The organism is Pseudoalteromonas sp. J2K-J979 (genome assembly GCF_058169715.2).
Genome location: NZ_CM200281.1, coordinates 2,842,998 through 2,857,500 on the forward strand (window position 1 = coordinate 2,842,998; position 14,503 = coordinate 2,857,500).

Sequence of the window (14,503 nt, forward strand, 5' to 3'; positions counted from 1 at the left end):
TCACACTTTATACCTCATGGCCTTTATATGGCTCTCAGGCAAAGTAATATATTTAGCTAGTTCTCTATAAATTTTTATCGAAAACTTTTTACCTTAGGGCTGAAGTTAGCGCATCTCTATCCGTAATATAACCGCAGGTCCCCACATTTAACTGAACAATACATAGCATATAAGTTTTCCCAATTACAAAAAACCTTAGTCAAACTCAAAACCATTGCATGGATCATTTGAATATAAGCCAACACCACATTTTTAATATTAAATCGACCATACTCAGAATTACTTTCAATAAATAAAGCAATAACAATATTCTATTGACTGATATAAATGCTAGCTCACCTCTAAAACATATAAAATTCTACTGAAAATTTTATATAACTTTTACCTCCAACACTCACCTTAACTTACAGGCATAAAAAAGACCCATAATAATCAGAGTCTTTATAATTTATAAATATTGAATAGCAAAGAAAAAATAAGCTCTTAGCTTTTATTTAATAAGCATTTTTATTCATAAACCCTTTAAAGATAGTTAAAATAATGATTTTAAAATCTAAAAATACTGACCAATGCTTAATATATTGAAGATCAAACTCAACTCTTTTCTCCATTTTCTCTAGAGTATCAGTTTCACCTCGCCAGCCATTAATCTGTGCCCAACCTGTAATTCCTGGCTTTACTTTATGGCGGAGCATATAAAATTCAACTTTTTTTCGATATTCTTCATTATGGGAAACAGCATGTGGGCGAGGACCAACTATCGACATAGTACCAGAAATCACATTAAAAAATTGCGGAAGCTCATCCAAACTGGTCTTGCGCAAAAACGCACCAAGTTTAGTAACTCGTGCATCCCCTTTCGTGGCTTGCACTACCTCATCTGAATTTTCCATAACGACCATTGAACGAAATTTCCACACTTTAATCTTTTCGCCACCGAGCCCGTAACGGTCTTGTTTAAACAAAGCTGGACCCTTAGAAGTCAAACGAACCATGACACCAATAGAAATCAACAAAGGTGAAATAAGCAGTAAGATAGCACTCCCAATAACCAGATCCTCCAAACGCTTTATAATCCGTTTAACACCGTAGTAAGGTGACTCAAAAACACTTAAAGTATCAACTTCTCCAACATGATCAATTCGAGAGTGCATCAGGTTTGATAGTAAAAAATCAGGAATTAAATGCACGTCTACAGTTGTATCACCAAGTTGATTTACAATTGACTTTATCCGCTCTTGTGCAATTAGAGGCAAAGCTAAAAATAATACCTCTACTTCACCTGATTTTGCATATTCTACACAACTATTTATGTTATCTATTAACTTACTATGAAGCTCTTTTTCAACACGCTCTTTGTTTCGATCATCAAAAAAACCAATGCAACGCATACCCATTTCTGGATGTTTTAGTATTTCTTGATATAAGCGCTCACCTGATTCTGTCGCACCTACAATTGCCACATTTCGAGTAAAATACCCGCGTTTTATCGCCGCTTTTTTAAAAAGGTAAAAAATAATTCTATAAGCTAGCAAACCTGAGCCGCAAAACAAAAACCAAAGTGCGATTCCTATCCGAGAATAATCATCGCTAATTTTAAGCATGAAAGCGACTGCAACTAAACCAATAAACGCAGTAATCAATGGAATAACAACAAAAATTAGCATTTGTTTAATTTGCCTTATTCGCCAGCGTCGGTATAGACTAACAGCTTCTGAAACAAGCACGTAGAGTAACACTACAAGTAATGATGCAAAACGGTATTCACCATCACCAGATACAGGGTAGACCTTAAATACTAAAAATAAAGATAAAAAAATAATCGAGACATCTATCACCCGATTAAATAAAGCATAGCTATTTGTTCCATAATTTAATGTTCGATTCCCTTGCACTATACACCTTCATTTTGCAATATTTAGAGATAAATTAAGCCGCTTATTTTATAGTATTTTATCATTACTTTCCATAGAATTAGGAAGTTATTATGGCGATTCAACTAGAGAAAAAATCAATATCAATCAACACCATAACTTCATGGGAAAATTTTAATTCTCTAAAAGATCAATGGAATGAACTAATTACCATTTCAGATACAAACAATCTTTTTTTGACATGGGACTGGATAAACTGTTGGCGTATTTGTAACCCCCATATACAAAGTCCCTATATTATAACCATTACCTATAACAATTCACTTATAGCGATCGCACCTCTATACATACAAAAATATAGACTATTTGGTTTTTGCAATTACAAAGCATTACAAGTGCTTGGAGATAATGGCGTTGGCTCAGAATATAGTAACCTTATAGTTAATAGTAATTATGGTAATTTAAGGGATATATTTTTCAAACACTTACACGAAACAAATCATATATGGGATTTCATTTGGATTAAAAACATCGCCTCTTGGAATACTGGAGGGCAAGATTTATTAAACTGTATCGAAAGAGAAAATTTAAAAGTAAATCTCAGAGAAGTTGAGTTCGCTATCACACAACTTGATGACATCCCAATGGATATATTACCTCTGTTATCTAAAAGTCTTAGAACCAATATCAAACAAACACGCACACGGTTGAATAAATCAAGTCAATGGTACATTTCGCAAGTTACTGACCAAAACCAACTCAGCGAGAAACTTGAAACCTTATTTAATTTACATAACATGCGCTGGGCAGAAGTAGGAATTACAGGATCTTTTGCTAAAAGACCAATGATGAAACATTTCTATCATTGTTATGCCCCGATAGCACTTGAAAAAAAGCAGTTAAAATTGTTTGAGTTAGTAATCGACGGAGAAACACAAGCTATGCAGTACGGCTACGTTTACAATAAACAATTTTTAGCAATTCAAGAGGGATTTAACCCTAAGTTACTACCAGGGATAGGTCAGTTATTACGATATTACTCATTTTCAACTTGCCTAGAAGAAAAACTCAATTCCTATGATTTTTTAGGTATTTACACAGATCACAAACGTCGTTGGTTAGCTAAAAGAAGGGTTGGCCACAACGTATTTATCTGGAACAAGAAATTAAAAAACGCCCCGTTTTCATTTAAACCAATTTGGCCTACAGGGCGCTATCTAAATGCAGTTATTGAAAAAAAAGCTACCAACTAATTTGAGTTTTAAATTCTGTATTATGGGCAACTCTAGCTTTCAAACAAATCGTACTAATCGCGACCTGTTGATGATAACCACGGCTTAACCAACCAACACACGGTTCAACAGGTAAACTTTCCCCTTGACCTTGAATGATAGAAATAGATAGCTCTTTGCTGAAGCTTAAAACAATAAAGTCATCACCGAGCTTTAAACGACAACCATGCTCAAGCACTTCAAGCTCATGACAATATTCAGATAGATGGAAATAAATAGCAATATCATGCTCCCCATCCGTATTAATTGTATCGATTACTTCGAGCAACCGCTCTTGAGTATCCAATAGAACACTTCGTTGATGCTGTACTGGCTGAACTAAACGTTGGTAACCAGAATGAGAAGCGCTGATTTTCCCACCTGTCTCGCTTGGAGACCAATTTATTAACGTCGTTTTGGCATGCTGCTCCCACATAAATGGGCCTGTCATCACAGATTGATCAACACCGTCGACTTCAACCGTATTATGTGCTTTCGTTGAGCGAAAATGATTACGCCACTGTGGATAACTAAAATAATCAAATGTGCCTGTATCAACAAATAAGTCTAATTGATTAATTCGAACAACTAAACTTAATGCATCAGCATGCCCATGAGCCGCTATCGCTGTGTATCCTAACTCCGCACAATCGAATAAAACACTGGCTTGATTGCGATCTTCGATTTTCCCTCCCTGAAGTAAATAATACCCTGAATCTGAAAAGTCCATAGATGCAAGAGGAACATCGGCTAAACCTTCACACGACATTTTATCCATTCTTTCATCAAATAACCAAAATGATGTTTCACTCTTTTCCATAGACAAGCTGTTATATATTGGGTCATTAAAGAAGTACCCCATAACATCACATAGCGCATTAATATTATGAACATGATCTCCTAAATCAAGTACATATCCATCATCTTGGTCACCCAACATCGGGTATTCCCCCCCCCCTTGCGCTACTTTTGCGATAAACAAAGACAGAGAGTTCAACGTAGACCAATACTCGGCACTAAAATTATCTCTTTTCAATTTTCCCGTTAAAGCCGTAAATAAATAAAACTGATAAACAAAAAATTGGTAACTAAATGCATGCTCTTTAGTGCAACCATCTAAAAATGTTTGGGCTTGAATCTCAGTTTCGAGCACCAATTTACTTTTTTCTTGCCACATTTTCGCATCGTCAAGCATATCGAAATAACAAGCCGCAATGTAAACCCCCGCCGCCTCACCAACTAAGTGGTTATTCGCTGATGTGCCTTGAGAAAATTTTCCGCTCACATCACGACAATGTAAGTAAACACTCTCCAACACTCTTTGTTTAAATTCCCCCACAAATAAGCCTGATGATTTAATGAGATCAATTGCCCAAACCCAATTAATCAACCGAATAGCTAGCTCAAGAGGACTTCTCCAGTTCATTCCTCGACCATAAGGATTAGCATCAAGCCAAGACGTTAGCTGATCTACAACCCCTTGAGCATATTTCAATTCACCACTTACTTTATATGCGCGAGCAAGCACAACAAATTGATGATGGCGATTAGGCTCCCACACCAGCTTACAATCACCGTTATTTGGAAAGTCTCGGTAATTCACTGCCAAAATATGATCTAAACTGGCGACAATATTAGCGCTATGATCTTTATGCCAATTTATTGGAGTTTCTAAATCACACTCCTTTAAATCAAAGTAACTGAGTTTGTTTTCAAGAATTAAATCAGCTTTAGATATTAAAGGCTCACGCCATAAGTCTGAATATGAGGTTATATTGCCATCAAAGACAGAAAAACCACCTTTAAAATCAGCTTTTTCATCAAAATCGCGATCAAACCTAGCACTTGGTACCAAATCGAACTGAACTCGAAACCGCTCAACCCAAGCATTAATCAAAGAGGTGACCCGCCAGATAATTTCACTGACTGACATCATTTTTATACGTTTAACATACCAAGTAACAGACTGCATAATGTCCTTCTTATTGCTGTAATAAAAATTGAGGAGAACGGATTACTCCCTCAATAAACTGATTAAGTACATTAAAAGCCTCGACTTCTTGAATTGCAGAATAATCGATCATAACGGCAACAACTGATGCTCCAGGTCGACCCAATATCGTGGCTTTTACTTCATTGAATTTGGTTATCTTTTTATCAACACTGATTTGACCATCGACAATATAAAACGATGCAATTATGCGGTGCCTATCTGCACCTCGCGTTAAAAAAGTGTACTCAGCATGCGCAGACAGTACCCCCGAAAATTCTGGTTGTATCGTTTTGTTCCAACGATTCTTGTTAAAAAAACTGTTCTTAACAAAAATCATTTCACTGCCTTGTGCTTGATACACATAGTTGCCCAAATAAGCTTGAATATTAATTTCGGGATGCGCTATTGATTGGTAAAAATAGAAAGATTCAGAACTGACCCCACTGAACTTCGGCTGCCAATTTGGGCTACTTGGCAGGTTTCCTTTAACTAATTTAAATTGGCTGATAGCTGGAAGATCAAGCTTATAACTCGCGTCAAACCGAGTAGGTAAAAACAATTGTAAAAATGATAAAGCAATAAGTACAAATAATAGGCTCATATAAAAAAATGTATTATTCTTTTTTGAATCAGATACTTTACCGACAAAGAAAACTTTTTTGTCGGCTTCCAATTCAACATCTACCTCACCAGAAAAGTATGTTCGAGCGATATAAATAAGTGGTACAAGGCAACCTGCAAAAACAAACCAGCCAAACGTCAGGTGGTCATTAACAATGAAATGCTGCATTTGTGTGTGATTACCAACCAAAATAATGACTATTATGCGCAACCAATTCGCTACAATTGACACACTCAATGCGATCAGTAAAAACTGAAGTCCTTTGCGCAAAGGTAAACGATTAAAATAAGCCAAACACACAGCCATTAGAGCTGATACCAAAAAGAACCCCAACCCTGAGCATGCCGGCTCAACATCAAACATTCCCCCAGGCGCAATTAACCGGTAGCCCTCCCGCTCTATTGGAATTCCCAATAAATTAACTGCGTGGTATCCGACCCAGGTAGATATTTCTCGTAATGGATATTGCAACACACTCCACATGGGTAATATCAATAAAATCATTGCAAACGGGCACAAATACAATTTAAATGCTGGCCAACCGTAAATAGCTAAAAAATAACTAATAGCCACCATAAAAAAGCTCAATTGCTGTAATTGCTGGATACTCGCGAATGAGCTCAACATCAACACCAATAAAGATCCTATAAGCGCGCCGCCCCCTAGCAGACTAGGTCGAGTTGGTAGCTCAATGAAGACTAAGCGCTTAATCCACAATCCATATAAAGCAACCGCAAACCCTAGAAAACCATGGCTATAAGGGCCATTACTGTTCCACTCATCAAAGATACTAATTAATATAGGGTAATTAAATAGGCATATCAGCAATAGCCCCAGGCTAAAGAAAAAATGTGGGTATTGTTTATTGTCTAGCACTGTAAACGCTCCATGCACCAGGGCATATTATTGACTTACTACTTCTTGGTAAACAGCGAAAGTTCTTCTTGCGACACTTTCAGAATGATAAAGATCCAAAGCAAGCAATTTTGATTGTCGTGTCATCGCTTCTTTCAAAGAAGTATCATTCAATATCTGCTTACATTTAGCCGCTATATTTGATTCATCGAAAGGGTTAATCAAAAAACCCGTCTCACCATTTCTAACCATATAAGGCATCCCACATCGGTTAGAAGTCACCACAGGCACACCAACAGCCATTGCTTCCTCGATCCCCATTGGCGAATTTTCTTCTAATGAAGCTAACGCATATATCGACGCATGAGTTAGTTCTTTCATGACCTCTTGGGTCGAAATCCGCCCCAAAAGAGTGATGTGATTATCAAGTTGATGTTGGGCAATGTAAGCGAGTATTTGATCCATATAACCCTGATCACCGACACTTCCAGCAATGCGCAACTCTACATCTACTCCGTCATCAACCATTAATTTAACAGCTTTTATTAACCGTAAAGTATTTTTTCTGGGGCTGATCACTGCCGATGTAAAGATTTTCCCCCTATGCTCATCACGGGTTAGCTTAAAAAACGCATCTGAAATTGGATTATCTATATCAAAGATAGTGGCATTAGAAACAGATGAAACTCGTTCTCTAACATAAGGACTAATCGAAATTATATTGGGCTGCTTTGCCCAACTGCCTTTTTCGACTACCTCCCAAATCTTTGAGCGTAACTTTTTGAACTGCCCATTTGCCAGAAGTGTGTCCCCATATATAAAGCCATGTACAGTAAATACTTTTGCTATAGCGATATTTTTGACCATAATGCCATAAGTATCATGCGCATGAATAAGGTCTGGCTTCAATTTATCAATCTCTTGCTCAATTTTTTTTCTACCCTTACCCAAAGCATTAGTCAGTTCACTACCTTGTGGTTTAACCAAGCGATGAAGAGTCACTTCTCCCCATAACTCAATCGTATCAACCTTTGTTTCTGGACAAAGCGTGATAACATGAATATCTAACCCACTATATGCAGCTAAAGATCGCACCAAGTTAACACTTACAGCTTCAACGCCACCTAAGGGACGATTAATATCAATTGGAAATTGAGTTACAAAAGCAAGTTTAATAGATTGCATGACTAGTCCTTAGCCTTATTTGAAAGTTCGCTAAAAATGCTCTCGAAACGTTGCATCACTTCATCTACCGAATGATTTTCTTGGTAGTATTCACGTGCATTTAAAGAACATTCATCCCACACATTGGAGTTACCAGATATAGCTTCTATACCTCGTACCAATTCATCTTTATTACTTGCATAAAAACCTAATTTTCTTTTTTGTATTAAACTATCAGGATCAAAAGTAGACACTATTGGCAACCCTTGACTCCAAGCTTCTAAAAACGTATTTGGAAAGCCTTCATACTCAGAAGTACAACAGAATAACGTACTCGAGCGATAAAGTTCTGGCATGGATTCCCTCCCCACCATTCCTAAATATGTAACATTCTCCAATTGTTCCATTTTCTTAAATAAGCCATCAGAGTACTCATCCTCTTCAAGCGGACTTCCTCCAACAATAAATTGAATTTCAGGGAGCTCTTCTGCAACTTGCAGTAAAAGTTCGAGCCTTTTGCAAGGGTGAATACGTGCAGCCCATAAAACAGTTATTTTATCCGAGTTAAAAGCTAATCGCTGATATTCGCTATTATTAGGGCCTGGGCAAGGCATCGGCATCACAGTGGACTCTAAATTGAATCCATCAAGCAGTAAATCAACCTGCTTATTTGTTTGCGCAAGAATCCGGTCTGCATTTTTCAATCCATAACGATACAGAACGCGCTCACGTAACTTAGTCATTACAGGTAAGGAAGCATCCGCATCCGCATCACTCGCCAATGAGTATAAAAATTGTTTATTATTACTTTTACACCACATGGCAATTTGACCTGTTATATATTCGCCGCAGTTTTGGTAATACACATCAGCATTAGCTCTTTTCATTGCATTAATCAAACCGCTCCAACGTGGATAAAAGAAACGAAGCCCTGGAATACCCGCATCTCGTCTGCAAATTTTTATTACATTAATACCATCAATCAATTCATCTTCAGAGCTTCCATCTGCCCAAGTTAATAAAGAGACTTTATGTCCTCTAGCAACTAACCATTTAGCCATTAGAGTTGTCTGCCTTTCAACCCCACCGATAAAACCAGCATTACCACCTTTAACGGCATCGTATGCAAAATGCGCTACAAGACATATATTCAACATGCTAAATACAACCTATAATGAAATAATAAACTCGATAAAATGCTACAAATAATGAATTATTGATTCAAAAGATGAAGTAGCTCAGACTTAGATTTTTGGGCAGGAAAATTAAAACGTTTTAACATCATTAAATCATCCTTGACTCTGCACAAACCGACATCCGTAGAAAAAGCAGCACGGTACCCAAGTTTGCGCAATGTACTGATTGATAGCTTGTTATAACTTCCATTTGGATAACAAAAATAGCGACACTCTATCCCTAAGTTTTGCTCAAGTTGCAACTTTGACTGCTGTAGCTGAATAATTAGTTCACTTTCAGGTAAGCAATCAACTCGCCAATGTTCTACAGTGTGACTTGCGACATCAATACTATCAGAGTGAACGGCTTCACGTAATTGTTGCCAAGACACAATTGCCGACCAATCATCTTGGTCACAAATTGCATTCAGAGACAAACCACTTTTTTGCTCTAATTGCTCACACAGAGCATCAAATAGCGCCCCCATCTCAATATCATTACGAAATTCCTGCTTACACGTATCCCTAAACACCTTGTAGCTTTTTATCAAAGCATTTCGAGAAGTCGCATCAAAGTGATATTTACGACCTTGATGCTCAAGTGACAGTACTTCACCCATATTCTGCTGTAATGCATAATCTAGTCGGTCGACTTTAAATGGACGACCCGATTCAACATTACCCGTAGTAACAAACAACAAAGGTTTGATAGAAAATTGCTTACAGATTGGCAGAGCGTAATCTAGATTATTGCGATAGCCATCGTCAAAAGTGATGAGCAAAGCATTTTGAATTGCCGGTTGTTTACCCTCAATTAGCTGAATGGCCTGTTCAATATCAACAAACTGATAAAAACAGGACAATATAGCCAATGTCCGCTGAAATTCAGATGGAGAAAGTTGGGAGCGTAGAGGCTCCCATTGGCTGTGAGCATGTTTCGCCATCACACCATGCACCATCAGTACACATACTGCATCACGATTATTCTGGTGACGCGCGGGTATAAAGCCAAATTTAAACCCTAAACCAAAGAGCATTCTCTTTAATAAAACTTTACCTATCATCAAGCACACCCTTTAGTACAAAAATAAATCCATTTAAAATCTATAAACAAAATTACTTTATATTACAAACGGATATCAACATCACCTTTAGGTAAAATATACTTCAAATCGTAAAGGACATGCTTAGCTTTACCTAGTTTTCTGACATCTGACGGGTTTAAAGACTTATATTCATTATGCGCAACGGCAAGAATAATCGCATCATAAGTATCAGCCTGAGGAGTGTGAGTTAAAGACAAACCGTATTCTTTTTCAGCATCATCGTTTGAGCACCATGGATCAACAATGTCAGGAACAATATCGTACGATTTCAATTCTTTGACAATATCGACCACTCGCGTGTTACGTAAATCAGGACAATTTTCTTTAAATGTAAGCCCCATTATTAAGACTTTTGCACCGCTCACATGAATGCGTTCTTTAAGCATTTTTTTTACCAGCTGAGAAACAACATACGCCCCCATACCATCGTTAATCCGACGCCCTGCTAATATCATATCTGGGTAATAGCCTGCTGACTCTGCTTTATGCGTCAAATAATATGGGTCTACGCCAATACAATGCCCACCAACTAAACCCGGCCTAAAAGGTAAAAAGTTCCACTTAGTTCCAGCAGCTTCTAATACATCTAAGGTATCAACACCGAGCTTATTAAATATGATGGCCAACTCATTAATCAAGGCTATATTGACATCACGCTGTGTATTTTCGATAACTTTAGCTGCCTCAGCCACTTTAATTGAAGGTGCTTTATGAGTTCCTGCTGTGATAATCGATTTATAAATAGCATCAATATAATCTGCAACAGCAGGGGTAGATCCCGAGGTCACTTTTAATATATTAGTCACTCGGCGCTCTTTGTCCCCCGGGTTAATCCGCTCAGGACTATAGCCCGCATAAAAATCAACATTAAATACCAAACCTGATACTTTTTCTAAAACAGGAATACAAATTTCCTCGGTGGCACCTGGATAAACAGTCGATTCATAAATAACAACATCACCCGCTTCGATTACCGTACCTAACATTTCACTTGCTTTAATCAATGGCGTTAAATCGGGTTGTTTATCACTATCAATTGGAGTTGGAACCGTAACGATGTATACATTGCTCTGCTTTAAATCTTCAATGCTGCAACTATACTTAAGCAATGTTGCTGCTTTTAGATCATCTGAAGAACACTCTAGATTCGAGTCAACACCATCATTTAATTCACCAACTCTGGCTGAGCTAATGTCAAAACCGACAGTATTGTAATGCTTACCAAATTCTGCGGCTAAAGGTAAGCCAACATAACCTAAGCCGATAATCGCTAGTTTTGTATTAGAGAGTTCGAACATTAATTGAATCCTTTCCAAAAGAAGTTTGTATAAATTTTTAATTTTTTACGTTATTTATATAGTTTTCATAACGTCAATTAGTTGAGTGGGAAATGAAATAGCTCAGCCCATTTTTAGTAATTTTTTGTATAGTGCTGCCACATTGTTGACATAACGCTCAATTGTATATTTTGCCAAATTTTGCTGTGCTGCTTGAGAGAATTGGGTTCGCAAATCAGGATCTGATATTAATGAATTCACTTTATTAGCTAATTGTTCATAATTTTCTCGTTGAAATAGAAAGCCGTTCACACCATCTTCAATCACTTCTGGAATTCCCCCCGTATTACTTGCTACACAAGGTAAGCCAGCAGCTTGCGCCTCGATGAGCGCAGCCCCTACGCCTTCAGAACGAGATGGAAAAATAAAGATGTCACTCGCTTTTAGAATACAATCCACATCACTGCGAGCACCGGAAAACATCACGCGGTCTTGTAAACCTAAAGAGCTAATCAGCTCGTTTAGTTTCTGATGAAAGCTTAGTGATGTATGTTTACCAACCAACAATAACGTTGCATTAGGAGCTTTGTCAGCAACTAAAGCAAAGGCTTTAATTGCGATATCCCAGCCTTTGACTTTGACACTATGGCCGACAGCCGTAATAACAATGTCATCATCGGCAAAATTAAACGCTTCTCTAATACCGACTTTTGAGGCTAACAGATATTTTTCAGTTGGAACGGGAGCATTGATCACGTCTATTTTATTAGCAAAACCTATCTGTTGAATTAGCTCATCTTTCACTGCATGACTTATTGCAAGAACTTTATCAGAAAAAAAAGTGGTAACTCTTAAACTTGGAAACAACTTACGCAATCCCTTTGCCTCCGTATTATTTTCATAATAAGAAGACATAGCTAACTTTGACCAAATTTTAACCGGAACACCTGCTAGGGCAGCAGCGATCATCGGGCTTGTATGGTCATTATTACAATGAAATAATGTACAGTTGAGACGTTTTAGTAATTTAAAATTTCGAATAACACTCGAAAGATCAAAATTCCCTTTAGATCTTGGTTGGTAAATAATTTCGCAACCAGCATCTAAATACGGTTGGATTAAACTTTGTTCAATTGGTTGCGATAATACTAACCAATTGTTCCAACCATTTTTATCGCACTGTTCAATTAACTTTAGTGTCCGTAACCACTTTGAGTTAGGCACGATCGGTGCTCCCCCCCAATAGTGAACAATGTTTATTCCCTTATCCAATTAAAATCACCCTAAAAATAAAAATTTTTAATTATTTTAACCAATATATAGTATCAATATTATTGGCAATGAGAGTATAAAAAAATAGTTATATACTATTACATATTAGCTTTCAGCCTTTAGCTTCACGCTAAAGGCTGAAATATATCTTTACTGCTCTATCACTTCGATTAACGTTGGCGCAAGAGGTAAAGAGACATCATTAAAATCTGCGTTATTTTGGTTCTCGTATGCACCAATATCCACTGTACCCAAAACCCTATTATTTCCTGTTATATCAAGGGTTAAAGGGGCTTTAAAAACACTCTCATATCGAGTCAGTATTTCTGATATTGATGATCCAGAAGAAATAGCAGGGCTAGTATTATCAATTGCATATCTAGTCTCCCCCTCTGAAGGTGAAAATTTAGGCTCTTCATGAATACACGTAGGGCAAGTAGCATATTTATAATTGAACTGATAGTTTTTGTGAAAAATGAGATTATTTGCAACATCATTTACAGCTTTCGATGAAGCAGCTGCAATATCATAACTATCAACTTCATTCCTCTCATTAATAATATTATTTATGAACAAGAATCCTCCACTGGAAGATTCTATCCCCTTATCAATATTAATTAATGTATTATTTACAGCACCACCAGAAGGAGCACCGCGAAAGTGTATAGCTGAACCAGTTGAATAAATACTTTTAGGATCCCAACCTAAATCCCAATGAGAATGCCTGATATTCTCTATAACATTACCAACAACCCAAGTTTCTGTTGCACCTTGAGATATTAATACACCATCAGCAGCATTATAAATATGATTATTAACGACCCATGTATTGTCTGCTTGATTATGAATTACAATGGCGGCACCTGTTGAAGGATTTCCTTTATGCTCTCGCCAGTTATAAATTTTATTTCCTATAATTAAAGTGTTATCTGCTTCTTTGACATCCACACCGTTTTCTAAGTTACTATGAAACTCATTATCTGCTATATAAATGTCTCGAGGACGCTTCTGATCTGGTATGGTTGCCCGTCCCACTTGCACCGAGTCGCCCCCTAAATTATGAATCTTATTCTTTAATATCCAAACACGATCAACATTTAAATCAGGATGAACGCCATGAGCGTCATTTTCAGTAGTTGCACCCAATGCGGTATCAACATCATCGAAATCATTCCCTCTCTGTGATATCTCGTTATTATAAATAACGAAGTCATGGAATCGGTCAGCATCATTCAAACTATAAATTGCGATAGCATTACCAAATCTACTAAGCTCACCATCTCCAACAAATATTGAATTACGAATAACAACATGAGATAAGCTGCTATTGTTATGAGTTCTCAGACTTAAGGCTTTCTGTTCAAACCTAATATTTTCGATAAAAACATACTTGCCTTTTACGATCGTTTCACCATTAATTACAGCTTTATTTTCCAAGGAAGCCCCACGAAACCATATTGGCTTATCAGGGGTTCCATTAGCATTAAAAATGATCTGCCCCCCTCCATCATAAGGTCCACCGTGTATTTCTATGTATGAACCTGCAGCGTAATCTCCTTCAGGTATAGTTAATCTAGGTGCACTTGGAGAGCCGAATGGATTATTAGAATTCGTTGCGTTCGAATGAGCACTATCTATATAGAATGCCGGTAACCCCAGATCTTTAGCTGCTTGCCAAGATTGTGGAGCAACTCCTGTTAAAGGGTTAACGACTTGCCCTTGAAAATTAGCATCTACCCACGTGTTAATCGGATCAGGCACTCCATGCGGCAGTAAAACCTCGGAAGCTGCTAACCCAGAAAAAGTAAAAGTCAGTACGAAAGGTAAGCACTTGTATAATTTAATTTTTTTCATAACTTTGTCCATTATTTAATAATTGAAATTCAGTGCAAAA

10 protein-coding genes are annotated in these 14,503 nt (G+C 37.3%); 1 reads left to right on the plus strand and 9 read right to left on the minus strand.

The features are described 5' to 3' along the window. Window positions 1-494 precede the first annotated feature (494 nt). Entirely contained in the window at window positions 495-1,895 is a 1,401-nt protein-coding gene (locus tag AC3KVK_RS13050; RefSeq protein ID WP_490311604.1) for an undecaprenyl-phosphate glucose phosphotransferase, read from the minus strand. Between the two features lie 92 nt (window positions 1,896-1,987). On the opposite strand from AC3KVK_RS13050, the gene AC3KVK_RS13055 reads away from it, so the two are divergent. Beyond that, complete coding sequence (locus AC3KVK_RS13055; RefSeq protein WP_490311605.1) at window positions 1,988-3,127, plus strand: GNAT family N-acetyltransferase; 1,140 nt, start codon at window positions 1,988-1,990, stop codon at window positions 3,125-3,127. On the opposite strand, the gene AC3KVK_RS13060 is transcribed toward AC3KVK_RS13055, so the two are convergent. The 8 genes from AC3KVK_RS13060 to AC3KVK_RS13095 form a co-directional block, all read right to left on the minus strand. Beyond that, window positions 3,117-5,117, minus strand: a complete 2,001-nt coding sequence (locus AC3KVK_RS13060; RefSeq protein ID WP_490311606.1) for an alginate lyase family protein — start codon at window positions 5,115-5,117, stop codon at window positions 3,117-3,119. The two genes, AC3KVK_RS13055 and AC3KVK_RS13060, sit on opposite strands and share 11 nt — an antisense overlap. A 10-nt stretch (window positions 5,118-5,127) precedes the next feature. Next, window positions 5,128-6,636 (minus strand): exosortase/archaeosortase family protein, encoded by a 1,509-nt coding sequence (locus AC3KVK_RS13065; protein ID WP_490311607.1) that lies wholly within the window; start codon window positions 6,634-6,636, stop codon window positions 5,128-5,130. A gap of 27 nt (window positions 6,637-6,663) precedes the next feature. Continuing rightward, window positions 6,664-7,800, minus strand: a complete 1,137-nt coding sequence (locus AC3KVK_RS13070; RefSeq protein WP_490311608.1) for a glycosyltransferase family 4 protein — start codon at window positions 7,798-7,800, stop codon at window positions 6,664-6,666. Window positions 7,801-7,802: 2 nt separating this feature from the next. Continuing rightward, complete coding sequence (locus AC3KVK_RS13075; RefSeq protein WP_490311609.1) at window positions 7,803-8,936, minus strand: glycosyltransferase family 4 protein; 1,134 nt, start codon at window positions 8,934-8,936, stop codon at window positions 7,803-7,805. Between the two features lie 56 nt (window positions 8,937-8,992). Further along, window positions 8,993-10,018: a polysaccharide deacetylase family protein gene (locus AC3KVK_RS13080; protein ID WP_490311610.1), complete on the minus strand. Its 1,026-nt coding sequence runs from the start codon at window positions 10,016-10,018 to the stop codon at window positions 8,993-8,995. Between the two features lie 62 nt (window positions 10,019-10,080). Next, window positions 10,081-11,358: a Vi polysaccharide biosynthesis UDP-N-acetylglucosamine C-6 dehydrogenase TviB gene (tviB, locus tag AC3KVK_RS13085; RefSeq protein WP_490311611.1), complete on the minus strand. Its 1,278-nt coding sequence runs from the start codon at window positions 11,356-11,358 to the stop codon at window positions 10,081-10,083. A gap of 102 nt (window positions 11,359-11,460) precedes the next feature. Next, entirely contained in the window at window positions 11,461-12,609 is a 1,149-nt protein-coding gene (locus tag AC3KVK_RS13090; RefSeq protein ID WP_490311612.1) for a glycosyltransferase family 4 protein, read from the minus strand. A gap of 150 nt (window positions 12,610-12,759) precedes the next feature. Further along, complete coding sequence (locus tag AC3KVK_RS13095) at window positions 12,760-14,463, minus strand: right-handed parallel beta-helix repeat-containing protein (protein WP_490311613.1); 1,704 nt, start codon at window positions 14,461-14,463, stop codon at window positions 12,760-12,762. Window positions 14,464-14,503: the final 40 nt, after the last annotated feature.